Source organism: Lentzea sp. (genome assembly GCF_036380075.1).
In the GTDB taxonomy this organism is placed as follows: domain Bacteria; phylum Actinomycetota; class Actinomycetes; order Mycobacteriales; family Pseudonocardiaceae; genus Lentzea.
The window spans coordinates 19,558-46,124 of record NZ_DASVFL010000034.1; the positions used below are offsets into that span (position 1 = coordinate 19,558).

Consider the following 26,567-nt stretch of genomic DNA (forward strand, 5'->3'; position numbering starts at 1 on the left):
ATCATCGTCAGGGCACCTTCAGGGCGGTGAGCATGCCGTCGACGGCCGCGTGCCACGGGTACTCCTCCGCGCGTGCCCTCGCCGCCTCCCGCGAACCCGACGCGAGGAGGTGCCGAGCCGCGGAGGCGAAGGCCGGGGCGTCGTCGGAGACGGCCGCGCCGCAGGACGGCTGGACGATCTCCTTCAGCGCGCTGCTCCTGCTGACGACCACGGGCGTGCCGCTCGCCAGTGCCTCCAGGGCGGCCAGCCCGAACGTCTCGTGCGGGCCCGGTGCCAGGGAGAGGTCGGCCGAGGCGAGTAGGGAGGCGACGTCCGAACGGGACCTCACGAAGCCCAGGAACGTCACCGGCAGGCCCGCCGCGCGCTTCTCCAGCGCGGCGCGGCGGGGGCCGTCGCCCGCGATCACCAGGCGTGCGGAGTGGCCCTGCTCGTGCAAGGCGGCCAGGGTGTCGACGGAGCGTTCCACGTGCTTCTCCGGCGAGAGCCGTCCACAGTGGATCAGCAGGTTCTCCCTGCCGCCCAACAGGTCCCTGCGCAGGTCCACCGAGTGGCGGGCCGGGGTGAACGTGGCGAGGTCGACGCCGAGCGGCACCTGCGTGACGTTCCGGGCGCCGATGCGGTCGAACTCCTCGCGGGCGAACGCCGTCGTGCACACGACCGTGTCGTAGGAGGCGGCCATGCGGCGGTTCGCCCAGTCGGCACCGCGTTCGGCGGGGCGTTCGGGCAGCACGAACCGGAGCAGGCGGTCGAGGCGTTCGTGCGAGATGACGACGTTGGGGATGCCGCGCTCGCTCGCCCACGCGCCCATGCCGCGCAGCGTGAGCCGGTCGGAGACCTCCAGCCGGTCCGGCCTGAGGGTCTCCATCAGCGACTTGACCCGCCACGGGTCCACGACGCGGTAGCCGCCGGTGTACGGGACCTTCACCGCGGGCAGCGTGACGCGGCGGACGCCGCCGGGCAGCACCTCGTCCGCGTGGCGGTCGCCGGGGACCACCAGGACGACCTCGTGACCGGTCTGGACGTAGCCGGTGCCGAGGTGGTGCAGGGCCGTGCGGAGGCCGCCCGACTTCGGTCCGTAGAAGTTGGCCAGCTGGACGATCCTCAAGCTGCCGCCCGGTGGGTGAGTCCGGTCACGGCGGCGTAGTGCCCCATCAGCTCGTCGCAGACCGCCGGCCAGGTGCGGGAGAGCACCGACCTGCGGGCGGCGAGCCCGAACCGCCTGCGGCGCAGCGGGTCGCGGAGCAGGTCGACGTACTGCGCGACGTCCTCCTCGAACAGGTACCCGGTCCTGCCGTGCGCGACCAGGTCGCGCGGGCCGCCGGCGTTCGGCGCGAGCACCGGCAGGCCGGTCGCGAGCGCCTCCTGGACGGCCTGGCAGAACGTCTCGTGCGGGCCGGTGTGGAGGAAGACGTCGAGCGACGCGTAGGCCTCCGCGAGCGCCTGGCCGGTGCGGAAGCCGAGGAACTCGGCGTTCGGCAGGTCGCGTTCCAGCTGCTCGCGGTCGGGGCCGTCGCCGACGACCCGCAGCCGCACGCCGGGCAGGTCGTGGACCTCCTTGAGGCGGTGGACCTGCTTCTCCGGCGCGAGGCGGCCGACGTAGCCGATGGTGAGCTGGTCGTTCTGCTTGGCCCGCGGCCGGAACAGGTCGATGTCGACGCCGCGGCCCCACCGGTGCACGCGTGGCACCCCGTGCCGCTCCAGCGCCTCGACGGCCGAGCTGGACGGCGCCAGCGTGCGGTCGGCGAGCGTGTGCAGGCGTTTCGTCCAGCGCCACGCGGCCCGTTTGGTCAGGCCCAGGCCGTAGTTGCCGGCGAACCCGGCGACGTCGGTCTGGTAGACGGCGACGGTCGGCACGTCGAGCCGGCGCGCGGCTCTGAGCCCGTACGCGCCGAGCACGAACGGCGACGCGAGGTGCACGACGTCGGGCTGGAACTCGGCCAGCGCGTGGTGCACTCTCGGGCTCGGCACGCCGATCGGCAGGCTGGTCACCATGGGCACGTCGACGGCGGAGACCCTGACGACGGGCGTGCCGTGGTGTTCTTCCGCGCCGGCACCGGGCGCGACCACCAGAGCCTGGTGGCCGTTGCGCCGCAGGTGTTCCAGCACGCGGAGAACGGAGTTGGTCACCCCGTTCACCTGGGGCAGGAAGCTCTCGGTCACGATCGCTACGCGCACAGACCACACCTTGTAGTGCGCGTGTGAAGTCCGAATGACACGCAATTTGACGTGGTCAGAACACCTCACGTCGTGGCCAGGTGATCGTCGGTTCGTCATCTTCGCTTCGGTTTCCGGACACACAACGCGGTGAAACTAGGCCAGCATGACCGTCTTGTCGTCCCGTCCCGCGCACCCAGTCGACCCCGGACTGGTCTCGATAGCGCTGGAAGTGGCCGGTCGCCTCGCGAACGACGCCTCGGACGTCATCATGGCCACCGCCGGCCGCGGCGTACGTCCCGACTCCGACGAGTCGCCGTTCGACTGGGTCACCGACACCGACCGCACCCTCGAGCGCCACACCCGCCGCGTGCTCACCGCCGAGTTCCCGGCCATCCCCGTGTTCTGCGAGAACTCCGACGTCCCCGAGACGTCCGGCTCCGAGTTCCGCTGGGTCGTCGACCCGGTGGACGGCACGGCGAACTACACCGCGGGCATGCCGTGGTGCGCCTACAGCCTCGCCCTGGTGGACCGCTGGGGCCCGGTCGTGGGCGTCGTGGCCGACCCGTACCGCTCGCAGATCTACGCCGCCGCCCGAGGCCGTGGCATGCGCGCGAACGGCACGCCCGTACGTCTGACCGAACGCCAAGGCGACTCTCTGGTCGTGTGCACCGAGATGACCCGCACGGGCCCGTGGCCGGGCATGGGTGAGTTCATCTCCACGGCAGCGATAGCAGGCACGGGCGTGCGCGTCCTCGGCTCGAAATGCCTGGCCGTCGCACAAGTGGCGTTGGGCCACGTGGCCGCCGCCGTGCTGCACGGCTACCACGAGTGGGACGTGGCCGGTGCCGTGTCGCTGGCCGTGGAGTCGGGTGCGGTCGTGCTCGACAGACGCGGCGAGGGGGCCCAACTACCCGTGGACGGTCTCCTGGTCGCCGCTCCGGACGCGGCCGACGAGGTGCTGAGCTGGTGGCAGTCCGCGCTTCAGGTGGACAGCTGAGGCAGCTGCTTCTCCAGCACCTCGAGGTGCGTGCGCGCCTCGTCGAGCTCGGGGTGGTCGAACATCTGCAACGCGACCCGCCCGACCTCGTTCTCGAACTGGTGGAAGTCGTGCGTGGCCTTGAGCAGCCGCTGGTAGACGGGGTGCTGCCGGTCGACGGCACCGAGCGCCCTGCCCAGCTGCGCGATGCCGCGCACGTCGTCGAGCTCCCCGGCGAGCTGCCCGCTGATCCGCTCCAGCCACTCCTTGGCGGGCGAGTTCGGCACCGTCTGGACGGCGGCGGCGACCCTCCTGGTGGACGCGGCGCACCGTTCGACCAGGTCGGACCACATGTCGTAGGGCTGCTGCGGGTGCGGCGGCACGAAGACCGGGGGTTGCTGCCTCGGGCGCTGCACGGAGCGGCGGATGAAGCCGACGCCCGTGCCGACCACGGCTCCGGGGACGCCGCCGAACGCCAGGGCGAACAGCATGATGGCGACGATCGTGGCGAGCACCGACACCGGCTTGTCGCTCGGGGTGCTCGCGTCGATGATCGTGATGAGGGTGCCCATCAGCAGGGTGCCGGCTGCGGCACCCCAGAGCGCTGAACGGACGACGATCCCCACGGAATCGATCGTGCCACGTTCGAGGCGGGTTCGTCTGTCCATCTGAGATCTCGGTTTCAGGTCAGCCCTGCTACCTCCCGTCTGCTGTTTCCAGCAGGGACCGGAAGTGGACCCGTTTCGCCCGCCGGCCGACGGGTTGCCGGTGCTCAGCGCTGTCCAGGGGTTTCCCACCGACGTCACTTCGACGAGGAGCTCCGCGGCTCGGCGGCGCGAGATCCCGAGTTCGACCCCACCTGCGATCGCTCTCGATGTTGAGGCGGACTCGCCGCTGCCCCTGCTTCACGAGCCCTCGTATCACGAATTGCTATGTTCTCGTAGCCGGCTCCAATAGGAGCCGGAAGTGGACCCGGTTCACCGTCCGGACGGTCGGTTGCCGGGTTTCGCGCTTTCCGGGGCCCTGGCGCGGGTCAGGCGTCGAAGTCGACCGTCACGCGGTCGCTGGTCGGCAGCGCCTGGCAGGTGAGCACGAACCCCGCCGCCACCTCCGACTCGTCGAGCGCGTAGTTGCGCCGCATCTCGACGCTGCCGTCGGTCACCAGCGCCCGGCACGTGCCGCACACCCCGCCCTTGCACGCGAACGGCAGGTCGGCGCGCACCCGCTGGGCCGCGTCCAGGATCGGTTCGTCGGCCGGGAGGGGCAGGGTGGTCGACTTGCCGTCCAGCACCACGGTCACGAAAGCTGCGGCGTCCACCACGGCCTCCGCACGGCGCGGTGGGGGCGGCGGGGCGTCGACGTAGAAGAGCTCGTGGTGCACGCGGTCTGGAGCAACGCCTCGGTCGCGGAGCACGGCCGTGGCGTCCTGGACCATGTCGTACGGGCCGCAGAGCCACCACTCGTCGATGGCGTCGAACGGCACGACGGAGCCGAATAGGGCCGTGAGCTTCGCGGCGGTCAGGCGGCCGGTGAACAGCTCCACGTCGCGCGGTTCGCGGGACAGGACGTGGATCAGCTGGAACGTCGCCGGGTAGCGGTCCTTCAGGTCGGCGAGCTCGTCGGCGAACATCACCGTGTTCGTGCTGCGGTTGCCGTAGAGCAGGGTCACGCGGGCGCCCGACGCCAGCACGGTGGCGGCGATGGACAGGGCCGGGGTGATGCCGGAGCCGGCGACGACCAGGCCGTGGTGGGTGCCCGTGCCGGACGGCGTGAACTTGCCCAGCGGCGGCAGGACCTCCACCACGTCGCCCACCGACAGCCGGTCGACCAGCCACGTCGAGAACTGGCCGCCGTCGACGCGGCGCACGCCGATGCGCGGGGCGGCGCCGGTGGGGGCGCAGATCGAGTACGAGCGGCGTTCGTCGCCCTGGCGCAGGGTCAGGTACTGACCGGCGGTGAAGGCGAACTCGTCCGCCAGGTCCGGCGGCACGTCGAACGTGACGGCCACGGCGTCGTCGCAGAGGCGGTCGACGTTCGCGACCGTCAGCTTGTGGAAGGCAGCGCGGCGAGCCACTCAGATCTCCTTGACGTGCTCGAACGGTTCGGAGCAGGCGTTGCAGCGGCGCAGCGCCTTGCAGGCCGTCGAGCCGAACCGGGAAATCTCGGTCGTGTTCGGCGAGCCGCACTGCGGGCAGGCGACCTGGCGCGACGGCGGGACGAGGTTCAGCGGGACCGGACCGGCGACCGTCGGGCCGATGCGCGCCGGCGGTGCGATGCCCGCGGCCGCCAGCTTCGAACGGCCCTCGGAGCTGATCCAGTCCGTGGTCCAGGCCGGGGAGAGCGACAGGCGCACCTCGACGGACGCGAACCCCGCCCCCAGCAATGAACGGCGCAGGTCGGCGCCCATCTCGTCGATCGCGGGGCAGCCGGAGTAGGTCGGGGTGATGGTGACGACCACGCGACCGTCCTCTTCGGACACCTCGCGCAGCACGCCGAGGTCGGCCAGCGTGAGGACCGGGAGCTCCGGGTCCCGCACGGCCGACGCGACCTCCAGCGCCGTCGTCACCAGACCGCCCCTGGCAGCGAGCGGTGCAGGTGCTGCATCTCGGCGAGCAGGTAGCCCATGGCCTCGGTGTGCACGCCGTCGCGACCCGCCATGCCCGCGACGCGCGCGGCCTTCGTGTCCGCCGGACGCGTGAGACCGGCGGCGGAGAGAACCGCTTCCAGCACACCGTCCACTTCGGACCGCAGCGAGGCGGGGTCCACGGCCACACCGGCCAGAGCGGTCTCGACGGGGTGCGTCGCGAACAGCTCGTCCACGAACGGCCACACGCGGTCCAGGCCCGCCTGCATGCGACGGTGCGACTCGTCGGTGCCGTCACCGAGGCGCACGGTCCACTGGGCGGCGTGGTCGCGGTGGTAGGCCAGCTCCTTCAGGCCCTTCTCCGCGATGGCGGCCAGCACCGGGTCCGCGGAGCCGCGCAGGCGCGAGAACAGGGCCAGGCGCCACGACGAGAAGACGAGCAGGCGCGCGATGGTCGTGCCGAAGTCGCCGCCGGGACCGGGGCCGCAGTCGATCTCGGCCAGGTGCACGTTGCGGAACTCGCGCTCGTCGCGCAGGTACGCCAGCGAGTCCTCGTCGCGTCCCAGCACCTCACCGGCGCGGGTGAGCAGCATCCGCGCCTGGCCGAGCAGGTCGAGCGCGATGTTGGCCAGCGCGATGTCCTCCTCCAGCTCCGGAGCGCGCGAGCACCACTCCGACAGCCGCTGCGAGAAGATCAGCGCGTCGTCGCCGAGCATCAGGCAGTACGCGGCCAGCGCCTCGCGGTCGACGCCCGCGGGGAACTCGCGGTCCACCCCGGACAGGGCCTCCGAGAAGCCCGTCCCGAACGCCCAGTGCGCGTCCTCGCCGCCCAGCAGCGACTCGTAAGCGTTGTCGAAACTCATAGGTGCGGCACGTCCTCGGGGATCGCGTAGAACGTCGGGTGCCGGTAGACCTTGTCGCCGGCCGGCGCGAAGAACGGGTCCTTCTCGTCCGGGGAGGAGGCCGTGATCTCCGTGGCGGGCACGACCCAGATCGACACGCCCTCGTTGCGGCGCGTGTAGACGTCACGGGCGTTGCGCAGCGCCATCTCGGCGTCCGGCGCGTGCAGCGACCCGACGTGCACGTGGTTCAGCCCGCGCTTGCCACGGACGAACACCTCCCACAGCGGCCAAGACGTGCTCACGCGGCACCTTCCTTCGCAACAGCGTTCTTGGCGGCGTGCGCCGCGGCCGCCTCACGGACCCACGAGCCGTCCTCGTGCGCCTTGCGGCGGTGGGCGATGCGCTGCTCGTTGCAGACGCCGCCGCCCTTCACGACCTGCCAGAACTCGTCCCAGTCCGGCGCACCGAAGTCGTACTGCCCGCGCTCGGAGTTGAACCTGAGCTCCGGGTCGGGGAACGTCACACCGAGCGCCTCGGCCTGCGGCACGCTCATGTTCACGAACTTCTGCCGCAGCTCGTCGTTGGTGTCGCGCTTGATCCGCCACGCCATGGACTGCTCGGTGTTCGTGGACTCCGCGTCCGGCGGGCCGAACATCATCAGCGCCGGCCACCACCAGCGGTTGACCGAGTCCTGCACCATGTCGCGTTGCTGCTGCGTGCCGCGCATCATCGTCATGAGCAGCTCGTAGCCCTGCCGCTGGTGGAAGGACTCCTCCTTGCAGATGCGGATCATGGCGCGCGCGTACGGCCCGTAGGACGTGCGGCACAGCGGCACCTGGTTGCAGATCGCGGCGCCGTCGACGAGCCAGCCGATGACACCGACGTCGGCGAACGTGAGCGTCGGGTAGTTGAAGATCGAGGAGTACTTCTGGCGGCCCTCGATGAGCTTGGTCGTCAGGTCCTCGCGGTCGGCACCGAGCGTCTCGGTCGCCGAGTACAGGTACAGCCCGTGGCCGGCCTCGTCCTGCACCTTCGCCAGCAGGATCGCCTTGCGGCGCAGCGAGGGCGCGCGGCTGATCCAGTTGCCCTCCGGCTGCATGCCGATGATCTCGGAGTGCGCGTGCTGGGCGATCTGCCGGATCAGTGTCTTGCGGTAGCCGTCGGGCATCCAGTCGCGCGGCTCGATGCGCGCTTCCGCCTGCACGGTGCGCTCGAAGCGAAGCTCCAGGTCATCCGCCATGACCTCGATGTTACACCTGAGTGCCGAATCTGCGTAGAACTGTCACAACGGCGGCGATGACGATCCAGACGGACACGAGGAAGGTTCCGACGGGCAACAGGCTCAGCGTCGCCGTCCGGCCAGCGACGCGCACCAGTTCGGGGTTCGTCTGGTCGTACTCGACCCTCACGTTGTCCCCCTCCGAAAGTCCGGACGGGTAGAGCACGCCTTGAGACGGGATGATCACGCGACCGTCCGGTGTGGCGTAGCGCACAACCGTCCTGTTGAAGGCGACGGAGTCGACCTGCGCGACCGCGTTCCCCAGGTGCTTCTCGATGGCCACGTCGTCGCGCCAGCAGGCGATGGGCAGCAGCACGCACACGAGCGTGACCACGCCCCCGACGACCAGCAATGCACGACAGACCGCACGACGGACGCGAACGCCGGGCCGCGGTTTGACAACTGCGTCCTCCACCACAACTGAGAAGTCTAGAGCCGGGCGGGTGCCGCGCTTTCAGGTCGAGGTCCATACAGTCGGAGCGTGACCTCTGCACCGACATCGCGAGCACGGCAGCGAATCCGCGTCCGGTCGAAGCGGGACACCGCCGGTGACCTGCTCGGACTGCTGCCGTCCCCGGAGCACGCGCTCGCCTGGGTGCGCGACGGGTCGGGCCTGGTCGGCTGGGGCGAGGCCGCCCGCCTGGAGGTCAGCGGCCCCGACCGCTTCGCGCAGGCCGACAAGTGGTGGCAGGAGTTCGTCTCGCACCTCGACGTGGACGACGAGCTGGGCGTGCCGGGCAGCGGTCCCGTGGCGTTCGTGTCGATGGCCTTCGCCGACTCGCCGGGCCACTCGGTGCTGATCGTGCCGGAGGTGGTCGTCGGCCGCCGCAACGGCGAGCAGTGGATCACCACGATCGGCGCCGCGGACCCGTCACCCTCCGTCGCACCTCTCTCGCGGCCGTCCACCGTCCGCTACGCCAACGGCCAGCTGCCGGTCACGCAGTACCGCGAGGCCGTGCGCTCGGCCGTCGCCAGGATGCGCTCCGGCGAGCTGGACAAGGTCGTCCTGGCGCACGACCTGGTGGCCGTGACGGACAAGCGGCTGGACCAGCGGTTCGTGCTGCAGGGTCTGGCCCGGCGTTATCCGGAGTGCTGGGCCTACGCCGTCGACGGACTGGTCGGCGCCACGCCTGAGCTGCTGCTGCGCCGCACGGGGTCGGTCGTGGACTCGCGGGTGCTGGCCGGGACCACCTGGCCGCACGACGGGGTCTCCGACGAGGAGCTCGCGGCGGCGTTGATGTCCTCCGAGAAGAACCTGGAGGAGCACGACTACGCGATCCGGTCGCTGGCGGACACGTTGCGCCCCTTCTGCTCGACGATGTCGGTCGAGGGACCGTCCGTCCTGCGGCTGCCCAACGTGTCGCACCTGTCGAGCGACGTAATCGGGACGCTGGAGTCGTCGGTGTCGTTGCTGCACCTCGGCTCTGCCGTGCACCCGACCGCCGCCGTGGGAGGAACGCCCCGGCTGGACGCGACGCGGCTGATCTCGCAGCTGGAGGGAATGGACCGCGGGCGTTATGCCGGGCCCGTCGGGTGGATCGACGGGAACGGTGACGGCGAGCTGGGAATCGCTTTGCGGTGTGCGCAGATCTCCGGGTCCACCGCGCGGTTGTTCGCCGGGTGCGGATTGGTGGCGGATTCCGATCCGGACATCGAGGTGCAGGAGGCGCACGCGAAGATGCGGCCTATGCGCGAGGCCCTCGAAGGGCTTTAGAAAAACCGGAGGGACCTCCCGTGGAAGGTCCCTCCGAATCAGAACGCGATCGTGTCAGCGGATCACTTGTGCGCGTCCAGCAACTGGTGCGTCAGCGCGATCTTGGCGCGCGACTTCGGCTCCGCCTTCACCGACACCGACTTCGCCGCCACGTCCGCGGAACGTCCGGGAGCCTGCGCCGGCTTGCCCTTCGTGAACAGCCACGTCTGGAACAGCTGGTCGAGCTGCTGCCCCGACACCCGCTCCGCCAGCGCGATGAACTGCTCGATCGTGCCGTCGGAGTACTTCTTCTCGGCGACCCAGGTGCGCAGGATCTCGAAGAACTTCTCGTCGCCCACGGCCACTCGCAGCGCGTGGACGGCGAGGGCGCCGCGGTCGTAGACGGCGCCGTCGAAGACGTTGGCGGCGCCGGGGTCGCCGGGCAGGACGTTCCAGAACTCGCTGTCGGCCGGGTACGAGTCGTAGGTGAAGTCCGCGTTCTCCTGGGCCGTGCCCTCACCGACGTGCTCGGACCAGAGGAACTCCGCGTAGGAGGCGAAGCCCTCGTTCAGCCAGATGTCGCGCCAGTGGTGCACGGACACGGCGTCGCCGAACCACTGGTGGCCCAGCTCGTGCGCGACGACGTAGGTGTTGGCGCCGCGGCGGAAGAAGGCCGTGTCGTAGTTCGGGCGGGTCTGGTTCTCGAGCGCGTAGCCCAGGTTCGGGGTGACGACGCCGCCCTGCGCCTCGAACGGGTACGGGCCGAAGTTGTCCGAGAGGAACTCGATGACCTCGGGCGTGCGCTCGACGCTGGCCTTCGCGGCGTCGGCGTTCTCGCCGAGGCGCTCGGAGTAGGCGTTGACGTACGGCTGGCCCGACGGGGTCGTGCCCTGGCGGAGCTCGAACTGGCCGATGGTCAGGAACGTCAGGTAGGTGGCCTGCGGCTTGGTGCTGCGCCAGTTCCAGCGGGTGTAGCCGTTGATCTGACGGGTCTGGCCGAGGAACGTGCCGTTCGAGATCGCCTCGACGCCGTTCGGGACGGCGACGTTGACGTCGAAGGTGGCCTTGTCGGTCGGGTGGTCGTTCGACGGGAACCACCAGGAGGCGATCTCCGGCTCGCCGATGGCGAGGGCGCCGTCGGCGGTCTTGGTCCACGCCGTGAAGCCGTTGCGGTCCTTCACGGTCGAGGGCGAGTCGGCGTAGGTGACGACGATCGTGAGGTCCTGGCCCTTGCGGACGCCGCCGCGGGGCGTGAGGGTCAGCTCGCCGCCGTCCGAGACGAAGGAGGCCGGCACGTTGTTGACGCGCACCGACTTCACCTTGAGCAGGAAGTCCAGGTTGAACTGGGTGAGGTCCTCGGTCGCCTTCGCGAGGATCGTCGTGGTGCCCGACAGCTGGTCGCCGTCCGGGTTGTAGTTGAGCCTGATGTCGTAGTGGGAGACGTCGTACCCGCCGTTGCCGTAGGTCGGGTAGTACGGGTCGCCGACGCCGGGAGCGCCGGGGGACGCCGCCAGCGCCGTCCCCGCGAAGAGCGTCATCGCGGCCGCGGACGCCACCGCGGCCGTCGCCTTGGATCTGATCGACATGCGGCGGACGCTATCCAGACGATCATGGGCGAGCCACCGACTTCCGTATGTTTCCTATCTGCTGAAAACGGTTGACACCGTCGACTTGAGACGTTCGTGCAAGGCGCGCAGTTCGTCACGTTTTGCCTGCACTTCCACCACCTGGAGGCCGCCGGGTGCCGCAAGTGCGCTACGCAGCTCCTCCTCGCCGTCCACAGTGGAGTGCGGAATTCGGTAGCCCGCGCACAAAGCGGTCAGATCAGTCCCGTGCGGAGTGCCGAAAATGCGTTCGAAACCGCGTTCGTACTTCGGAGCGCCCTGTTCCAGCAATGAGAAGATCCCACCGCCGTCGTCGTTGAGCACGACGATCGTGAGGTCCGGCCGGTGGTCGGCGAGCAGGCCGTTGCTGTCGTGCAGGAACGTCAGGTCGCCCATCAGCGCGTAGGCCGGTCCGCCGTGCTCGACCGCCAGCCCGATGGCCGTGGACACGCTCCCGTCGATGCCCGCGGCACCCCGGTTGGCGTGCACGGTGACGTCGGCACGGCGTTCGCCCGCGAAGTCGACGTCGCGGATCGGGTTGGACGAGCCGACGAACAGCAGCGAGCCCGCCGGCACCGCCCTGGTGAGGGTGCGGGCGACGTGCAGGCCGGTCGGCCACGGCTCGGCGTCGAGCAGGTCGTCGACGGCCTCGCTGACGTTCTTCACCGCGCTCTGCCACGCCTGCGACCACTCGCCGTCCACCTCCGCCGGCTCGGGCAGCCAGGTCGACGCGCGCGACGCGCTGAACGGCACGTCCGGCCAGAGCGCCTGCTCCCCCACGGCGTGCACGACCGGGGTGTCCCTGACCAGCGACTGCTGGCCCCTGGACAGCGTCACGCGCCCCACGACCAGCACGGCGTCGGGCCGCAGGTGCTCCGGCAGACCCGCGTTGAGCAGCAACGACCCGTGCCGCAGACCACCGGGCGCGGTCGGTTCGGCGATCACCGGCCAGCCCAGCTCCGCCGCCCCGGCCAGCCGCTCCGGGCGGTCGTCGCCGAGCAGCACCAGCGTGCGCGCGGGCAGGTCCGACGGCCGGGTCTCGACGGCGAACGTGCGGTCCGTGGCGGTCCACACGTCGCGGTCCGACGAGGGCCACGCGTCGTCGGAGGGCGTCAGCGGCGGCCGGAACGGCACGTTGACGTGCGACGGGCCGTGGGTGGCGATCGCCCGGCACACCAGCGAACGCGTGGTCGGCTCGTCGGCCCCCTCGGGCATGTGCAGCGTGGGGATGCCGAGCACGTCGTACTGGTCGATCGTCTGGCTCGCGCCGGTGCGGTAGAGGTCGACCGGCCGGTCGGCGGTCAGCGCGACCAACGGCACACCCGTGAGCTGCGCCTCGACCACGGCGGGGTGCAGGTTCACCACGGCGGTGCCGCTGGTGCAGGTGACGACGGCGGGCGTGCCCGTCTTCGCGAGGCCGAGCGCGAGGAATCCCGCACTGCGCTCGTCGATGCGCACGTGCACCGTGAGCAGGCCCTTCTGCTCGGCCTGGTGCAGTGCGAACGACAGCGGGGCGTTGCGGGAGCCGGGGCACAGCACGGCGTGGCGGACGCCGTTGCGGACCAGTTCGTCGACGATCAGCCTCGCCTGCGCGGTTGCCCCGTTCATGCGCCTAGAGTCTCAGACCGTGGCAGACCAGGAGCTCTTCGACCCGTCGCTGTGGAAGCCGATTGAGGGCTTCGACTTCACCGACATCACCTACCACCGCGCGCTCGACCAGGGCACGGTCCGCATCGCGTTCAACCGGCCCGAGGTGCGCAACGCGTTCCGGCCGCACACGGTGGACGAGCTGTACCGGGCGCTCGACCACGCGCGGATGTCGTCGGACGTCGGGTGCGTGCTGCTCACGGGCAACGGGCCGAGTGCCAAGGACGGCGGCTGGGCGTTCTGCAGCGGCGGTGACCAGCGGATCCGCGGGCGCAGCGGGTACCAGTACGCGTCCGGTGAGACGGCGGAGAGCGTGGACCCGGCCCGCGCGGGCCGGTTGCACATCCTGGAGTGCCAGCGGCTGATCCGGTTCATGCCCAAGGTCGTCATCGCGGTCGTGCCCGGCTGGGCCGCGGGTGGCGGGCACAGCCTGCACGTCGTGTGCGACCTCACGCTCGCCAGCGAGGAGCACGCGAAGTTCAAGCAGACCGACGCGGACGTCGGCTCGTTCGACGGCGGCTACGGGTCCGCCTACCTCGCCCGGCAGGTCGGGCAGAAGTTCGCCCGCGAGATCTTCTTCCTCGGCCGCACCTACTCGGCGCGGGAGATGCACGAGATGGGCGCGGTCAACGCCGTCGTGCCGCACGCCGAGCTGGAGACCACGGCGCTGCAGTGGGCGCGCGAGATCAACGGCAAGTCGCCGACCTCCCAGCGGATGCTCAAGTACGCGTTCAACATGATCGACGACGGACTGGTCGGTCAGCAGCTGTTCGCCGGTGAGACGACCCGTCTCGCGTACATGACCGACGAGGCCGTCGAGGGCCGCGACGCGTTCCTGGAGAAGCGCGACCCCGACTGGTCGAACTACCCGTACTACTTCTAAGCAGGTCTGCATGCTCGACGAACTGCGCGCGGCGCTCAGCGGCGGCGAACCCCTGGTCGACGGTCCCCTCGACGGCTGGGAGAGGCGGGCCGTGCTCGGCGTGCCCACCTCGGGGTCCACCGGCGAGCCCAAGACCGTGCTGCTCGACGCCGACGCGCTGACCTCGTCGGCGCACGCCACGCACGCGCGGCTGGGCGGGCCCGGCACGTGGCTGCTCGCGCTGCCCACGAACCACATCGCGGGCGTGCAGGTGCTCGTGCGGTCGATCATCGCGGGCACCACGCCCGGCGAGCTCGACCTCACGGAGGGGTTCCGCGCCATGGGGTTCGCGCAGGCCGCGCGGCCGGTGCTGGCCGAGCCGGGCCGCCACTACACCGCCCTCGTGCCGACGCAGCTCTCGCGGCTCGTCGTCGGCGAGGGTCCGGGGCTGGAGGCGCTGCGGCAGTTCGACGGCGTGCTGATCGGCGGGGCGGCCACCCCGCCGAAGCTGCTGGAGCAGGCCCGCGCGCTCGGCGTGCAGGTCGTCACGACGTACGGCATGAGCGAGACCGCCGGAGGGTGCGTCTACGACGGCGAACCGCTCGCGGACGTGCGGGTGCGCACGGACGACGTGATCGAGATCAGCGGTCCGGTGCTGGCCCTCGGCTACCGCAGCGAGGCCGAGCCGTTCGGCGAGTGGTTCCGCACGGGTGACCTCGGACGCCTGCGCGACGGGCGGCTGGAGGTGCTGGGCCGCGCGGACGACGTCATCGTCACGGGCGGCGAGAAGGTGCCCCCGGTGCTGGTGGAACGGGCTCTCGCGACCGTCGAGGGCGTGCTGGAGGCCTGCGTCGTCGGCGTGCCGGACGACGAGTGGGGCCAGGTCGTGGCGGCGGCCGTCGTCGCGCGCGGCGCGGAGCCGTCGCTCGACGAGCTGAAGGCCGTCGTGGCGGACGCGGTGGGCAGGGCGGCGACGCCGAAGCGGGTGCGGTTCGTCTCCGAGCTGCCGCTGCGGGGGCCGGGCAAGGTCGACCGGACGGCCGTCGCCGACTCTTTTAGGTGAACCTTTACCGCTGAGCACCACCCTCCCGGCGAAGCGCGCGGAATCCTGACCGTGCGCGTCAGCGATGGGGGTTCTCATGCGCCATCTGATACCACTGGTCGCCGGTGCCGCACTGGTGGCCGGTCTGGCATCGCCCGCTCAGGCGGAACCGGCCTCGAACGAGTGGACCGCCGACGTCAGCGGGCAGTCCGCCACGTGGGGCGGGTCGCCGAGGATCGGGCTGATCCCGCTCGGCACGCACAGACTCGCCCGCCCGGCCAACGCGGTCACGGCGGCGGTGACCGGCGACGGCGTCGTCGACGTGCGCGGCCTGCGCCCCGACGGCCAGTGGACCGAGTGGTACGAGGCGTCCGCGACGGCGCCGGTGACGCTGCCGGTGACGACGTCGACGATCGAGTCGCGCGTGGTCCTGCGCAGCGGCAAGGCGTCGAGCGTGAAGGTGTCGGCCACCACCGCGGCGACGAAGTCCGGCGACTTCGAAGCCGCCGCCGCGGGCCGCGCCTACCGCGTCTACGCGACGCGGGAGGGGCTCGTCGGCGGCACCACGGCGAACGGGCACGTGATCCGGTCGCGCGACCACTTCGTGGCGCTGCCGTCACGGCGTGGCCTGGCGAACAAGAACTCCGGCAACTACAGCGTGCAGATCTGCGCGTCGAACGGCCGGTGCGAGTGGGCGCCCGTGTGGGACGTCGGCCCGTGGAACACCAAGGACGACTACTGGAACCCGGCCGCGACGCGCGAGTCGTTCAAGGACCTGCCGCAGGGCAAGCCCGAGGCGCAGGCGGCCTACGAGGACGGCTACAACGGCGGCAAGGACGCGTCCGGCCGCAAGGTCGCGAACCCCGCGGGCATCGACCTCGGTGACGGCACGTTCTGGGACGGCCTCAAGCTGACCACGAACTCCTGGGTGACGGTGACGTACCTGTGGACCGGCTCCGGTCCTGTCGGGACGGTGCGCACGGCGGATGCCGCCGGCACGGTGAACGTCCGCAGCGGTGCGACGTCCACGGCGTCGCAGGTCGGCCTGGCCGCGAACTACGCGCAGGTGCGGGTGACCTGCCAGCTCACCGGCGAGTCGGTCTCCGGCACGCAGGGCACCTCGAACATCTGGTACCGCATCGCCTCCGGCAAGCACATCGCGAAGGCCTACGTGACGGGCGTCTCAGGGGCCACCACCTGCTGATCCACCCGTCGGCGGGTCCTCAGGCGCCATGACGGAGGATGTGGGGCATGGCCTCAGTCGTCCAGTGGATCCAGGGGACCCGCCCGCGCACCCTGCCGAACTCGATCGCTCCGGTGGTCGTGGGCGCGGCGGCGGCACACCACATCGACGAGTTCAACGCGCTCTACACGGCGCTCGCGCTGGTCGTCTCGGTGGCGTTCCAGATCGGCGTGAACTACGCCAACGACTACTCCGACGGCATCCGCGGCACCGACGACAACCGGGTCGGGCCGTTCCGCCTCACCGGGTCCGGCGCGGCCGAGCCGAAGAACGTGCGGCTGGCGGCGTTCATCTCGCTCGGGGTCGGCGCGGTGGCCGGGCTCGTGCTGGTGGCGCTGTCCGGGTTCTGGTGGCTGCTCGCGTTCGGTGCCGTGTGCATCGCGGGCGCGTGGTTCTACACGGGTGGCAAGCGCCCGTACGGCTACGCGGGCCTCGGCGAGATCGCGGTGTTCCTCTTCTTCGGACCGGCCGCGGTGCTGGGCACGGTCTACGTGCAGACCGGCGAGATCACCGGCATCGGCATCGGCGCGTCGATCGCGATGGGCGCGATCTCGGCCGCGGTGCTGGTGGCGAACAACCTGCGCGACATCCCCACGGACTCCGTCTCGGGCAAGCGGACCCTGGCCGTGGTGCTGGGCGACAAGGACACCCGCCGGCTCTACCTGGCGCTGGTGGCCGTGCCGTTCCTGATCGCGCTGGGCATGACCGTGCGGGTGCCCTACGCGCTGCTGGGCTTCCTCGCCGCGCCGGTCCTGCTGCCGGCCGTGCGCCGGGTGGCCGCCGGTCGTGGCGGCAGGGACCTGATCCCGGTACTCCAGTTCACCGGGATCGCGATGCTCGCGTGGGCCGTGCTGGTCAGCGTCGCCCTGGTCCTGGACTGATCCCCGGCCGGACTACCAGGCGTCCTCGGTGAACTGCACCGGCTCGTCGTCGTCCGTGCGCGCGGGCCTGCGCGGCGGTGGCGGCGGGGCCGTCTCGCCCTTGATCAGCTCGTCGAGCCTGGCCCGGTCCGCTTCGAGGGCCTGGCGCACCAGCGGGTCGTGGCTCGCCTCGCCCGTGAGGACCTGGCGCCAGCTCAGCCCGGCACCGCGCGCGATGCGGTCCGCGAGCTGGCGCATCGCGGACGAGGCCTCGCTCGACTTGGCGAACTGCATCACCCTGCGGATGTCCTCGGTGGACGGTTCCCTGCCCCGCAGGTTCTGCCGGGCGGACCGCATGGCGCGGTCGACGTCGGCGACCGCGCCCGTGAGGAAGTCCTCCGCCGCGGAGATGTCCGGTGTCCGCCAGGCCGTCATCACCACTTGTCCTCCGTGAAGATGTCCGGGTCGAGCGCGTCGCCGTCGTCCGGACCCCTGCGCGGCCGCTGGGCCTCCATGATCTCGTCGGCGGTCATGCCCTCCTGCAGCATCTGGAACGCCTGCTTCATCTTCTTGACGTTCTCCTGCTGCGCGGCCTGCACGTCGGGGTCCTGCGCCGCCTTGCCGGAGACGACGTCCTCCCACGTGAACTCGCCCGCGTCGACCTTGCGCTTGAGCGCCTTGAGCTGCTCGGGCGCGTCCCGTTCCTGCGCGGCCCGTTCGACCTGCTGGGCGATGGCCTTGAAGTCGACCGGCGGCACGGGCGGCAGCGGCGTCTCCTTGAGGCGGTTCGCGAGGTCGCGCGCCTCCTTGAAGCGCGCGTCGACCTGCGCCTCCGCTGCCCGCAGCTCCGGCGTCTTCCAGCTGTCGTTCGGGGCGGTCATCAGTTCTCCCTGCCGAAGATGCCGCGCTGGACCGGCCTGGCGTCCCCGCGGATGTCGTTCACCTCAGCACGCTGGGCGACCGTGCGCCACTGCCGGAAGTCCACTTCGGACAAGCCCAGCTCGCGGGCGGTCTCGTAGTTCTCGCCGACGAAGTGCAGCACGGCCTGGTCGCCCAGGACGCCGACGATCTCGAACTCCGCGCCGCGGAACGTGCACAGCGTGCGGACCAGCTGGAGGTCCTCGACGACCGCGTCCGGCACCTCCAGGAACTGCGCGCCGTACTCCTCGGTGAAGTCCGGCGGCGCGGCCTGCCCGGCGACCGGGTGCAGCAGCACGCTGCCGGCGGTCGGCCCGAAGTCGACGTCGAAGTCCTGGCCGCGGTAGCGCCCGATCAGTCCGCGGCGGACGGTCGGCCGCAGCGCGACCGGTGCCTGCCAGAACCGGCCGGGCCCGAAGCCGACGTCACCCGTGGGGACCCAGCCGACCTGGCGGTTCAGGTACTTGCCGATGCTGCGGCCCCGGCCGTCCGGCTCGAACCGCCACAGCTCCGTGCCCGCCGGGAGCTCGGCGAGCTCCATGACGTACTCGGGGATCGGGTTCTCGCCGGGCGTGTAGCCGGTGCCGGTGAACGGCAGCGGGTAGACGCGCGTGGTGCCCATCTTCAGCGCGCCGTCGAGCGTGGGACCGCCGAAGCTGGTGTCGAAGAGCTCGGTGGTGTGGGCGAGGAACCGCAGCAGGTACTGCGTGCCGCGCGGCCAGTCCGCGACCTTGTCCACGCCGAACGCCTCGGCGAACTCCTCGGAGGTGCCCTGCGGGAAGTCCTGGCCGCGCGTGACGAACCCGGCCGCGCGGTGCGGCTCGAACTTGCCCGGCACGACGACGTTGCCCAGGTAGAGCTGCGCGACCGCGGGGTGCACGATCTTCTGCAGGATCGTCTCCGGCCCGATGCCGGCGGCTTTCCGCACGGCCTGAGGGGTGCTCATCCCGGGTTCTTCTCCTTCCACCGCGCCAGGAAGTCGGTGCGGTCGACCTGCACGTCGTGGAGCTCGTCGACGTCGAGCGTGGCCGTGTAGCCGTTGTACTGGTCGCCTTCAAGCCCGTTTTGCTGCGCCCAGCTGTACTCGCCGCCCGCGTACCCCGCCTCCGCCTTGCCGTCGCGCGTGGCGACGACGTTGAACGGCTGGCCGCGCCAGAGCGCCGTCATCCGCTCCTCGTACCAGGCGTCGAGGCTCGTCACGGGGACCGTCTTGAGCTCACGGCCGTTGTAGGTCTCGAACCGCTCGTCGTTGGCGTAGGTCACGCCGGGGATCTTGCGGATCCAGACGTGGTGGGCGTCCTCGCTGCCCGCGAAGTACACCTCACCCCGGTACTCGGCCATCTCCTGCGAGTAGTGGGTCATCAGAGCTTCGTCCAGCCGAACTTGCGGTCGTACACGGCGTGCAGTTTCTCAGAGCCGTCCGAGTTCACCTGCCAGATCTCGGCACGATCCGGCAACGGCGTGCCGCCGTCGACGCGCCACTCCGGCATGCCGCCCATCGTGTAGCCGGTGCCGGTGAACGGGTCGTAGCCGTCGTAGACCTTCGCGCTGCCGCCGGCCGCCGCCATCTGCTTCTGCGACTGCTCGTAGTGCGCCTGCTCCTGCGGCGACTGGTAGCTGCCCTCCGGGTACGGGCCGGGCTTCGTGTAGTCCGGCACGTCCATCTTCGGACCGCCGAACGGCACGTTGTGCGCGGCCGCGTTCTGGTCGGTCATCTCGTAGCGCAGCTGCATCGCGGACGGCGCGCCCTCGGGGATCGGCGTCCAGCCCTTGCCCTTGTCGTCGAGCGCGAGGCCGTCCCGCAGGCCCTGCGGGGTGTTGACGCCGACGACGTCCTGGCCGCGGGCGACGGAGCCGGCCATCTGGTTCTGCCACGTCTCCCCCTTGCTGCCGGGGGCGTGCGGCTGGTCGGGCAGGTAGGTGCTGACCGCGCTCGGGCTGAGCGCCTTGGTGACGATGTCGCCGGTGCCGACCTGGATCTGGTTGCGGACGTCGGCGACGTGCTGGGCCTCGTCCGCCGACAGGTCGGTGGACAGCTTCTGGCTCAGCTCGACGTAGCGGTCGCGGTCGGCCTGGTGGGGCAGGAGCTGCTCGAGCTGGTGCTGGTAGCCCTGGCCCTGCGCCGCCATCGCCGCCGCGTCGAAGTGGCCCTTGAGGTCGGGGCCGGAGTGCGGTGGCGGGGTCGTGCCGTCGCCGTCTCCGCCGCTGTCGGGGTGGGCGGGGCCGTCGTCGTGCCTGGCGTCCGGCGTGTGGTCGGCCGCGGGCGCGTCGTGGCCGGGCTGAGGGTCGTGGGGCTGGGTGTCGTGGGGCTTGCCGTCGTCGGCGCCGCTGGTGTCGGTGTCGTGCGGCTTGTGGTCGTCCGGCTTGGAGTCGTCGCCGTGGGGCTTCGTGTCCGTGTCGTGCTGGCCGGTCGTGTCGTGGGGCTTGGTGTCGTGCTGGCCCGTCGTGTCGTGCGGCTTCGTGTCGTGCTGGCCGGACGGCGTCGTGTCGTGCGGACGCGGGGTCGACGGGTCGTGCGGAGCCGTGCCCGAACCGCTCGGGGTCGAGTGGTCCGTGGTCGGGCTCGGGTGTCCGGGAGGCGAGGGCAGGCCGCCACCGGCGCTCGGGGACGGGTGTCCGGGAGGCGACGGGAGGCCGCCGCCCGAGCTCGGCGTGTGGTCGGTGTGTCCAGGCGGGGAGGGCAGGCCGCCACCGGTGTGGGTGGGAGCCGGGGCCGTCGGCGTGCCGGTGCTCGCGGTCGGGTGTCCGGGAGGCGTGGGCAGGCCAGAGCCCTGCGTCGGGTGCGTGCCGGCGGAACCCGGCGTGGCGTGCTCGCCCGTGCCGGACGTGTGGCCGGGAGGCGTGGGCAGGCCGTTGCCCGAACCGGGCGCCGGGTGGGTGCCCGCCGAGCCCGGAGTGGTGTGCGAGCCGGGCGTGCCCGGTGCGGAGTGCGAACCCGGCGCGCCGGGCGTGGAGTGCGAGCCTGGCGTCGAGCCCGAGGTCGGGTGCGTGCCGGCCGAGCCAGGGGTCGGGTGCGTGCCGGGAGGCGTCGGCAGGCCCGAACCACCGGGACGCCCGCCGCCGGAGCCCTGACCGGTGTTCCCGCCGCTCGGCGGGGTCGGGAGGCCGGAACCCTGCGACGGAGGCGTCGGCAGGCCGGAAGGCCGGCCGGACTGCGCGCCACCGGACTGCGCGCCACCGGACTGGGAGCCCGCCGAGGGGAACGCCGGCACGCCGCCCGCGCCCGGACGGGAGCCCGAGCTCCGCGTCTGGTCGCCGCCGCCACCGCCGGCCATCGGGGCGCCCATCGGCATGGCGCCGCCCATGGGAGCCGTCTGGTGCGACGGCGGCGGAGCGACCGCCGTGCCCGTGCCCGCGGCGTGCGTCGTGTCCAGGCGGGGAGGGGCACCGGCCGGGCCGTGGCTGCCCGAGGGAACGCTGCCCGAACTGGTCGGCACGTGACCCGCGGCGGCCGGGACGTGGCCGCCACCGGCCGGGGAACCACCGGTCGGGACTCCGCCGCCACCACCGGAACCCGAACCCGCGAGCGAGGGCGGAGCGGAGACGGACGGGCCCGCCGCGGCCGCCGCGTGCGTGGCGGGGTCGGCGGAGCCGTGCACGGTCGGAGGCGCGGAGACCGGGGCACCGCCGGGCGCCACGGCGGAGGCGGCCGCCGGTTTGGTGCCGTCGGCCCCGCCCGGTGGGCTGTAGACCTCGCGGACCTTCGAGCCGACGTCGTGGCCGCGGTCGGCGATCTCGGTGGCCGACTCCTTGATGGACGTCATGTCGTCGCGGATGTCGTTCACCGCGTTGCGGACGTCGCGACCGGCCTCGGCCACCTCCTGGGTGGCGTTCATGGCCTCGGCGAGCGAGTCGGCGTCCTTCAGCTTGCCGATGGCCGAGAAGACGCGGCCGACGGCGTCGAAGAGCGACTTCACGTCGGCGATGAGCTTCTGGACCGTGTCGATGATGTCCATGACACGGCGGTAGATCTGGTAGGCGTTCCAGACCATCTCGGCGGCCTTGATCCAGCCGGCCACCGGGATCCAGACGGTGGCGGCGGCCTCCAGCAGCTTGTTGACCAGGTAGTCGAGCAGTCGCGCGGCCTGCTTGCCCAGCGCCTCGGCGCCGGACGCGACCGTGTCGAAGCCCTTGGCGATCATCTGGGCCACGCCCATCTCCGCGAGGAGACCGGCCTTCCAGCCGAGGGCGATGTAGCGCTCGTGCGCCTTGGCCGCCTCGCCGTCCCAGTGGCCGCGCACCTGGCCGACGGCGTCGGTGAGGTTGTACGAGACGTCGTTCATGGCGTTGCCGACCATGCGCCACGCGTCGCCGTCGGCGCGGATCTTCGACCAGTCGCCGGTGATCGGCGTGATGATCGTGGAGACCAGGCTCTCGCCCGTCACCGCCTCGAACACCCAGTTGACGGCCTGGACCCCCCAGCCCTGGTCGCGCAGGACGTCGTTCAGCGACGCGGTGTCGACGTCGGGCTGCTTGAGCGAGGCCGCCACCGGGCGCGGGTCCCGGTACGCCGCGGCCGTCACTTGAGGATCCCGTCGAAGATCGCCATCTGAGCCCTGTCGACGTCCTCGTAGACCTTCGCCGTCGCGTCGACCGCGGACGCGGTGCCCTCGAGCTTCGACTTGCCGAAGTCGAGCGTCTCGTCGAACAGCGCTCGCACGACGTCCACGCCGGGCTGCAGCAACGCCAGCAGGCCGGTGAAGCCCGCCTTGTCGCACGCCGTCGCGTGGACGTACTTGCGGATCGTCTCGAACTCTTGGGCCTCGGTGCGCAGGTACTCGGCGTACGCGCGCAGCTCGGCCGCATCGGTGAACAGCGACGACACAGGTCCCCCCTGCGGACTCAGGTGCTCAGGTCACGCTGTGACGCAGCATCCGCGTCACCAGTTCCCCGTGCGGTGGAAGTTGTTCAGCCGGTCGAGGCACGGTTGCAGGTCCATGCCCTGGGCCGATACCCATGAGTCGTCGTAGTAGGTGTTCGCGTAACGCTCGCCGCCGTCGCAGAGCAGCGTGACCACGCTCCCCCGCGTCCGCGACTGCCTCATCTCGGCGATGATCTGGAACGCGCCCCAGAGGTTCGTGCCGGTCGAACCGCCCACGCGCCGCCCGAGCAGGTCCTCCACGTACCGGATCGTCGCGATGGACGCCGCGTCCGGCACCTTGATCATCCGGTCGATCACCTCGCCGATGAACGACGGCTCCACCCGCGGCCGCCCGATCCCCTCGATCCCGGAGCCGCGCGTGGCCACCAGCTCGCGGTCGTGGTCGCGCCACGCGTCGAAGAACACCGAGTGCTCCGGGTCCACGACGGCCAGGCGCGTGTCGCGCTTCTGGTAGTGGATGTACCGCCCGATCGTGGCCGACGTGCCGCCCGTGCCGGCGCCCACGACCACCCACTCCGGCTCGGGCGAGGGCTCCAGCCGCATCTGCTCGAAGATCGACTCGGCGATGTTGTTGTTGCCGCGCCAGTCCGTCGCGCGCTCGGCGTGCGTGAACTGGTCCATGAAGTGGCCGCCGAGCTCCGACGCCAGCCGCCGCGACTCGTCGTAGAGCGCCGACGGCTCGTCGATGAAGTGGCACCGGCCGCCCTGGCGTTCGATCAGCGCGACCTTCTCGGCCGAGGTCGAGCGGGGCATCACGGCGATGAACGGCAGCCCCAGCAGCCGGGCGAAGTACGCCTCGGACACCGCCGTGGAGCCGGAGGAGGCCTCGATCACGGGCGTGCCGCCGGTGACCCAGCCGTTGCAGATCGCGTAGAGGAACAACGAGCGCGCCAGCCGGTGCTTCAACGAACCCGTGGGGTGGGTCGACTCGTCCTTCAGGTAGAGGTCGATCCCCCAGTCGGGAGGGAGCGGGTAGCGCAGCAGGTGGGTGTCGGCGCTGCGGTTCGCGTCCGCCTCGATGATCCCGACGGCCTCGCGCACCCAGTGCCTGGTCCTGCTGCAACACCGGTCAACGGATGTACTCACGCGCGCACGATAACCGCGCTGACGTCCTACGACTGGGCGACGGGACCTTCGTCACCACGCAGCTCGGAGCGCAGCTTGTCGCGCTGCGCACGGCGCTCGGCCTGGCGCTCGTTCAGCCCGGCCGCGACGCGTTCGCGCAGCCCCTTGAACACGAACAGCGAGGCCGGCAGCGCCACGACGATCCCGACGGCCAGCGCGGGCAGCAAAGGAACCTTGAACAAGATGAGCGCGCCCGTCACCACCGCGACGAGACCGAGGCGGGCGAGGACGTACAGCGTCACATCACGAGCGAGCACCCGTTCAGGTTACGTCGCCGTCCTCGTCCACGGTGTTCGGGCGTCCTTCGAACCGCGTGGAGAGGACCACGGTCGTGCGCGTGCGGGCGACACCGGGGATGCGCCGCAACCGGCCGAGCGACCGCTCCAGGTCGTCCACGGTCGCGACCCTGACCTTGACGATGAACGACTCGTCGCCCGCCACCCGGTAGCAGGACTCGACCTCGTGCAGCTCGCCCAGTGCGACCGCGACCTCGTTGTCGTCCGCGATGTCGGTGGGGTGGATGCCGATCAGCGCGGTGACGCCCAGGCCGACGGCGCTGGGGTCGACGACGGCGTGGTAGCCGACGATCACGCCGCTGGACTCGAGCTTGCCGACCCGCTCGTGCACGGCGGAGGCGGACAGCCCGACCTGCCTGCCGAGGTCGGCGTAGGTGGCACGCCCGTTGGCGCGCAGTGCGGCGATGATCTGTCGATCAAGGGCATCCACCCGCGTAACCCTATGCCCCACGCGTGCGCCCACGTCGCACAGGTCACACGAGACCGGCTCACAGCATGTCCGGTTCGCCCCTGTCGTCCCTTACTACCTCTTTACCAAAAAACAAGCGTTCGAGTACCCGATGGGTCAGATGCCACGATCGGACCGGAACGTCTGATCTGAGGAGGACGCGTGACTGCAGCCACCGAGCGCCTGTTGACGCCTGGAGAAGTCGCCAATCTGTTCCGGGTCGACCCGAAGACCGTGACCCGCTGGGCCACCGCCGGTCGGATCGGTTCGATTCGCACGCCTGGAGGACATCGCAGGTTCCGTGAGACCGAGGTGAAGGCGCTGCTCTCGGAGCTCACGACCGAGGCCACTGAACCCGTCCGGCACTGAAGCCGTAGTAAACCCTGTGCCGCGGGTAATCTCGTGGCAAAGGGAGGTGGCGACACGATGATCTACCTGCTGGCGGTGATCGGTGCGCTCACCGTGGCTGTGCTCGTGTGGCGAGCGTTCGCCCCGCAGCACTCGGAGTACACCCCAGGCCGCAAGGTGATCGCACCCGACGACGACCCGGAGTTCCTGCGCAAGCTCGACGAGCAGCGCAAGCGCGACGAGTGAACGGGAAAGGGGCCCTGTTCCCAGGACCCCTTTCCGTAAGAACCGCTGCTCAGGAGTGCGGGAAGTCGTCCGCGACGACGGCCGCGAGCTCGAGCAGCGCCAGACGCGTCTCCGGCGCGAGCTGGTCCAGCGCTATCTCGGCGCCTTCTTCGAGGTGCGCGTCGAACGGCAGGCGGACCACGGCGCGGCAGCGCTGCTGGAAGTGGTCGGACAGCTTGTCGAGGTCGACCTTGCCCGACTTCGGGCGCACCGAGTTGATGACGCACACGGATTTCGCGACCAGGTCGCGGTAGCCGTGCGCCTCCAGCCAGTCGAGCGTGGCCGCTGACGTCTGCGCGCCGTCGACCGAGCCGGACGACACGAGCACCAGCGAGTCGGCCTCGTCGAGCACGCCCTTCATCGCCGAGTGCATGAGTCCGGTGCCGCAGTCGGTGAGCACGATGTTGTAGAAGTGCTCCAGCAGCTCCACCGTGCGGCGGTAGTCGTCCTCGCTGAACGCCTCCGACACCGACGGGTCCTGCTCGGACGCCAGCACCTCGAGGCGCGCCGGCGACTGCGAGGTGTACGCGCGGACGTCGCTGTACTTCTTGATCCGCGGGGCGTCGCGCAGCAGGTGCCGCACGGTCGCCGTGGTCTCCCGCGGGATCTTCAGCGCCAGCGTGCCGCGGTCGGGGTTCGCGTCGACGGCGATCACCCGGTCACCGCGCAGCGACGAGAACGTCGAACCGAGCGTGGTGGTCGTCGTGGTCTTGCCGACGCCGCCCTTGAGGGACAGCATCGCGATCTTGTAGCACCCGCGCAGCGGCTGGTTGATCCGCGCGATCAGCTCGCGGCGGCGGATGTCGGCCGGGCTCTCGCCGAGGTTGATCACGCCACCGGTGACCGAGTGGAGGGTCTTGCGCCAGCCGGACGTCGGCGGCCGCTTCTCCTTCTTGATCAGCTGCTGCGACGAGACCTGCTCCGCCTGCGAGCGGTACTGCTGCTGCGGGAAGTTGTTCGGGAACTGGCCGCCGGCGAACTGGCCGTACTGCCCGGTGTTGTGCGGACCGGACTGGCCGCCGCCCACCTGGTAGTTGCCGGAGCCGTCCACGGGGTACGCGCCGGACTGCGACCCCGGAACCGCGTACGGGCCGGAGGCGTTGCCGGGGACCTGGTAGGGACCGGAGGCGTTGCCGGGCACGGCGTACGGGCCGGAGGCGCCGCCCGGCACCTGGTAGGGACCGGACGCGTTGCCGGGAACCTGGTACGGGCCTGAGGCGTTGCCGGGCACCTGGTACGAGCCCGACTGCGTGCCGCTCACGGGGTAGGCGCCGGACTGGCCGCCGCCGACCTGCTGCGGGCCGGACTGCTGCGGGTCTGGGTGGGCCGCCGCCTGCGGGTCGACGTACTGCGGGCCGGAGCCCTGTTCCTCACCCGGTGGTTGCTGCCAGTTCACCGCTGTGGCCCTCCCTGAGCACGACGGACCAGGACTTCCCCGACCCCCACGTTGCGACGGTACGCAACTACCTGCGGTTC

The 26,567-nt window shown here is 71.2% G+C and carries 29 protein-coding genes; 8 read left to right on the forward strand and 21 right to left on the reverse strand.

Annotated features, from left to right (window positions below):
- Positions 1-7: 7 nt before the first annotated feature.
- Positions 8-1,105, reverse strand: coding sequence for a glycosyltransferase (locus VF330_RS04235; RefSeq protein ID WP_330850146.1), 1,098 nt, complete (start codon positions 1,103-1,105; stop codon positions 8-10).
- On the reverse strand, positions 1,102-2,175 hold the full coding sequence (locus VF330_RS04240; protein WP_330850147.1) for a glycosyltransferase family 1 protein: 1,074 nt from the start codon (positions 2,173-2,175) through the stop codon (positions 1,102-1,104). The genes VF330_RS04235 and VF330_RS04240 overlap by 4 nt, the downstream gene beginning before the upstream one ends.
- A gap of 145 nt (positions 2,176-2,320) precedes the next feature.
- On the opposite strand from VF330_RS04240, the gene VF330_RS04245 reads away from it, so the two are divergent.
- Positions 2,321-3,154, forward strand: coding sequence for an inositol monophosphatase (locus VF330_RS04245; protein ID WP_330850148.1), 834 nt, complete (start codon positions 2,321-2,323; stop codon positions 3,152-3,154).
- Here the strand turns inward: VF330_RS04245 and VF330_RS04250 are convergent.
- The 7 genes from VF330_RS04250 to VF330_RS04280 form a co-directional block, all read right to left on the reverse strand.
- On the reverse strand, positions 3,139-3,759 hold the full coding sequence (locus tag VF330_RS04250) for a hypothetical protein (RefSeq protein WP_330850149.1): 621 nt from the start codon (positions 3,757-3,759) through the stop codon (positions 3,139-3,141). The genes VF330_RS04245 and VF330_RS04250 overlap by 16 nt on opposite strands.
- A 407-nt stretch (positions 3,760-4,166) precedes the next feature.
- On the reverse strand, positions 4,167-5,207 hold the full coding sequence (gene paaE, locus VF330_RS04255) for a 1,2-phenylacetyl-CoA epoxidase subunit PaaE (RefSeq protein WP_330850150.1): 1,041 nt from the start codon (positions 5,205-5,207) through the stop codon (positions 4,167-4,169).
- The gene (gene paaD / locus VF330_RS04260) at positions 5,208-5,699 is read right to left on the reverse strand and encodes a 1,2-phenylacetyl-CoA epoxidase subunit PaaD (protein ID WP_330850151.1); all 492 of its coding nucleotides are present in this window, start codon (positions 5,697-5,699) and stop codon (positions 5,208-5,210) included.
- Positions 5,696-6,580, reverse strand: a complete 885-nt coding sequence (gene paaC, locus VF330_RS04265; protein WP_330850152.1) for a 1,2-phenylacetyl-CoA epoxidase subunit PaaC — start codon at positions 6,578-6,580, stop codon at positions 5,696-5,698. The genes paaD and paaC overlap by 4 nt, the downstream gene beginning before the upstream one ends.
- On the reverse strand, positions 6,577-6,861 hold the full coding sequence (gene paaB, locus VF330_RS04270) for a 1,2-phenylacetyl-CoA epoxidase subunit PaaB (RefSeq protein ID WP_090065945.1): 285 nt from the start codon (positions 6,859-6,861) through the stop codon (positions 6,577-6,579). Before paaB ends, paaC begins: the two co-directional genes overlap by 4 nt.
- Positions 6,858-7,799: a 1,2-phenylacetyl-CoA epoxidase subunit PaaA gene (paaA, locus tag VF330_RS04275; protein ID WP_330850153.1), complete on the reverse strand. Its 942-nt coding sequence runs from the start codon at positions 7,797-7,799 to the stop codon at positions 6,858-6,860. The genes paaB and paaA overlap by 4 nt, the downstream gene beginning before the upstream one ends.
- 10 nt (positions 7,800-7,809) lie before the next feature.
- Positions 7,810-8,154 (reverse strand): hypothetical protein, encoded by a 345-nt coding sequence (locus tag VF330_RS04280; RefSeq protein ID WP_422655568.1) that lies wholly within the window; start codon positions 8,152-8,154, stop codon positions 7,810-7,812.
- Positions 8,155-8,319: 165 nt separating this feature from the next.
- Here VF330_RS04280 and VF330_RS04285 point away from each other — a divergent pair, with 165 nt between their 5' ends.
- Positions 8,320-9,552, forward strand: a complete 1,233-nt coding sequence (locus VF330_RS04285) for an isochorismate synthase (protein ID WP_330850154.1) — start codon at positions 8,320-8,322, stop codon at positions 9,550-9,552.
- A 62-nt stretch (positions 9,553-9,614) separates the two neighbouring features.
- On the opposite strand, the gene VF330_RS04290 is transcribed toward VF330_RS04285, so the two are convergent.
- Both VF330_RS04290 and menD read right to left on the reverse strand, forming a co-directional pair.
- The gene (locus tag VF330_RS04290; RefSeq protein ID WP_330850155.1) at positions 9,615-11,117 is read right to left on the reverse strand and encodes a M1 family metallopeptidase; all 1,503 of its coding nucleotides are present in this window, start codon (positions 11,115-11,117) and stop codon (positions 9,615-9,617) included.
- Positions 11,118-11,171: 54 nt separating this feature from the next.
- Positions 11,172-12,743 (reverse strand): 2-succinyl-5-enolpyruvyl-6-hydroxy-3-cyclohexene-1-carboxylic-acid synthase, encoded by a 1,572-nt coding sequence (menD, locus tag VF330_RS04295; RefSeq protein WP_330850156.1) that lies wholly within the window; start codon positions 12,741-12,743, stop codon positions 11,172-11,174.
- Here menD and VF330_RS04300 point away from each other — a divergent pair.
- The 4 genes from VF330_RS04300 to VF330_RS04315 all read left to right on the forward strand — a co-directional run bounded on the left by VF330_RS04300 (position 12,742) and on the right by VF330_RS04315 (position 16,810).
- Positions 12,742-13,665, forward strand: a complete 924-nt coding sequence (locus VF330_RS04300; RefSeq protein WP_330850157.1) for a 1,4-dihydroxy-2-naphthoyl-CoA synthase — start codon at positions 12,742-12,744, stop codon at positions 13,663-13,665. The two genes, menD and VF330_RS04300, sit on opposite strands and share 2 nt — an antisense overlap.
- 10 nt (positions 13,666-13,675) lie before the next feature.
- Positions 13,676-14,707, forward strand: coding sequence for an o-succinylbenzoate--CoA ligase (menE, locus tag VF330_RS04305; RefSeq protein WP_330850158.1), 1,032 nt, complete (start codon positions 13,676-13,678; stop codon positions 14,705-14,707).
- Positions 14,708-14,783: 76 nt separating this feature from the next.
- Positions 14,784-15,890, forward strand: coding sequence for a hypothetical protein (locus tag VF330_RS04310; RefSeq protein WP_330850159.1), 1,107 nt, complete (start codon positions 14,784-14,786; stop codon positions 15,888-15,890).
- Between the two features lie 47 nt (positions 15,891-15,937).
- Entirely contained in the window at positions 15,938-16,810 is an 873-nt protein-coding gene (locus VF330_RS04315) for a 1,4-dihydroxy-2-naphthoate polyprenyltransferase (RefSeq protein ID WP_330850160.1), read from the forward strand.
- A gap of 12 nt (positions 16,811-16,822) precedes the next feature.
- Here the strand turns inward: VF330_RS04315 and VF330_RS04320 are convergent, their stop codons facing one another.
- The 9 genes from VF330_RS04320 to VF330_RS04360 are packed head-to-tail and all read right to left on the reverse strand — an operon-like array spanning position 16,823 to position 24,440.
- Positions 16,823-17,224 (reverse strand): hypothetical protein, encoded by a 402-nt coding sequence (locus VF330_RS04320; protein WP_330850161.1) that lies wholly within the window; start codon positions 17,222-17,224, stop codon positions 16,823-16,825.
- Positions 17,224-17,670: a hypothetical protein gene (locus tag VF330_RS04325; RefSeq protein WP_330850162.1), complete on the reverse strand. Its 447-nt coding sequence runs from the start codon at positions 17,668-17,670 to the stop codon at positions 17,224-17,226. Before VF330_RS04325 ends, VF330_RS04320 begins: the two co-directional genes overlap by 1 nt.
- Positions 17,670-18,653 (reverse strand): hypothetical protein, encoded by a 984-nt coding sequence (locus tag VF330_RS04330; RefSeq protein WP_330850163.1) that lies wholly within the window; start codon positions 18,651-18,653, stop codon positions 17,670-17,672. The genes VF330_RS04325 and VF330_RS04330 overlap by 1 nt, the downstream gene beginning before the upstream one ends.
- On the reverse strand, positions 18,650-19,069 hold the full coding sequence (locus VF330_RS04335) for a hypothetical protein (protein WP_330850164.1): 420 nt from the start codon (positions 19,067-19,069) through the stop codon (positions 18,650-18,652). The genes VF330_RS04330 and VF330_RS04335 overlap by 4 nt, the downstream gene beginning before the upstream one ends.
- Positions 19,069-22,230, reverse strand: coding sequence for a hypothetical protein (locus VF330_RS04340; protein WP_330850165.1), 3,162 nt, complete (start codon positions 22,228-22,230; stop codon positions 19,069-19,071). The genes VF330_RS04335 and VF330_RS04340 overlap by 1 nt, the downstream gene beginning before the upstream one ends.
- Positions 22,227-22,532: a hypothetical protein gene (locus VF330_RS04345; protein ID WP_330850166.1), complete on the reverse strand. Its 306-nt coding sequence runs from the start codon at positions 22,530-22,532 to the stop codon at positions 22,227-22,229. Before VF330_RS04345 ends, VF330_RS04340 begins: the two co-directional genes overlap by 4 nt.
- A 54-nt stretch (positions 22,533-22,586) precedes the next feature.
- Complete coding sequence (locus tag VF330_RS04350; protein WP_330850167.1) at positions 22,587-23,675, reverse strand: PLP-dependent cysteine synthase family protein; 1,089 nt, start codon at positions 23,673-23,675, stop codon at positions 22,587-22,589.
- Positions 23,676-23,701: 26 nt separating this feature from the next.
- Positions 23,702-23,971, reverse strand: a complete 270-nt coding sequence (locus tag VF330_RS04355; RefSeq protein WP_330850168.1) for a DUF4229 domain-containing protein — start codon at positions 23,969-23,971, stop codon at positions 23,702-23,704.
- Positions 23,972-23,975: 4 nt separating this feature from the next.
- Positions 23,976-24,440 (reverse strand): Lrp/AsnC family transcriptional regulator, encoded by a 465-nt coding sequence (locus VF330_RS04360; protein ID WP_330850169.1) that lies wholly within the window; start codon positions 24,438-24,440, stop codon positions 23,976-23,978.
- A 180-nt stretch (positions 24,441-24,620) separates the two neighbouring features.
- Here VF330_RS04360 and VF330_RS04365 point away from each other — a divergent pair, with 180 nt between their 5' ends.
- Both VF330_RS04365 and VF330_RS04370 read left to right on the forward strand, forming a co-directional pair.
- Positions 24,621-24,827 (forward strand): BldC family transcriptional regulator, encoded by a 207-nt coding sequence (locus tag VF330_RS04365; protein WP_030473853.1) that lies wholly within the window; start codon positions 24,621-24,623, stop codon positions 24,825-24,827.
- Between the two features lie 57 nt (positions 24,828-24,884).
- Positions 24,885-25,052, forward strand: coding sequence for a hypothetical protein (locus tag VF330_RS04370; protein WP_086667950.1), 168 nt, complete (start codon positions 24,885-24,887; stop codon positions 25,050-25,052).
- 49 nt (positions 25,053-25,101) lie between these two features.
- On the opposite strand, the gene VF330_RS04375 is transcribed toward VF330_RS04370, so the two are convergent.
- Positions 25,102-26,487 carry an AAA family ATPase gene (locus VF330_RS04375; RefSeq protein WP_330850170.1) on the reverse strand — a complete coding sequence of 462 codons (1,386 nt, stop codon included), beginning with the start codon at positions 26,485-26,487 and terminating at the stop codon, positions 25,102-25,104.
- Between the last annotated feature and the right edge of the window lie 80 nt (positions 26,488-26,567).

Coding starts and splice junctions, on each gene's coding strand:
- VF330_RS04245 (WP_330850148.1), top strand. CDS start 2,321: ATGACCGTCTTGTCGTCCCGTCCCGCGCACCCAGTCGACCCCGGACTG.
- paaC (WP_330850152.1), bottom strand. CDS start 6,580: ATGAGTTTCGACAACGCTTACGAGTCGCTGCTGGGCGGCGAGGACGCG.
- paaA (WP_330850153.1), bottom strand. CDS start 7,799: ATGGCGGATGACCTGGAGCTTCGCTTCGAGCGCACCGTGCAGGCGGAA.
- VF330_RS04290 (WP_330850155.1), bottom strand. CDS start 11,117: ATGTCGATCAGATCCAAGGCGACGGCCGCGGTGGCGTCCGCGGCCGCG.
- VF330_RS04300 (WP_330850157.1), top strand. CDS start 12,742: ATGCGCCTAGAGTCTCAGACCGTGGCAGACCAGGAGCTCTTCGACCCG.
- menD (WP_330850156.1), bottom strand. CDS start 12,743: ATGAACGGGGCAACCGCGCAGGCGAGGCTGATCGTCGACGAACTGGTC.
- menE (WP_330850158.1), top strand. CDS start 13,676: ATGCTCGACGAACTGCGCGCGGCGCTCAGCGGCGGCGAACCCCTGGTC.
- VF330_RS04310 (WP_330850159.1), top strand. CDS start 14,784: ATGCGCCATCTGATACCACTGGTCGCCGGTGCCGCACTGGTGGCCGGT.
- VF330_RS04315 (WP_330850160.1), top strand. CDS start 15,938: ATGGCCTCAGTCGTCCAGTGGATCCAGGGGACCCGCCCGCGCACCCTG.
- VF330_RS04320 (WP_330850161.1), bottom strand. CDS start 17,224: ATGACGGCCTGGCGGACACCGGACATCTCCGCGGCGGAGGACTTCCTC.
- VF330_RS04325 (WP_330850162.1), bottom strand. CDS start 17,670: ATGACCGCCCCGAACGACAGCTGGAAGACGCCGGAGCTGCGGGCAGCG.
- VF330_RS04330 (WP_330850163.1), bottom strand. CDS start 18,653: ATGAGCACCCCTCAGGCCGTGCGGAAAGCCGCCGGCATCGGGCCGGAG.
- VF330_RS04335 (WP_330850164.1), bottom strand. CDS start 19,069: ATGACCCACTACTCGCAGGAGATGGCCGAGTACCGGGGTGAGGTGTAC.
- VF330_RS04370 (WP_086667950.1), top strand. CDS start 24,885: ATGATCTACCTGCTGGCGGTGATCGGTGCGCTCACCGTGGCTGTGCTC.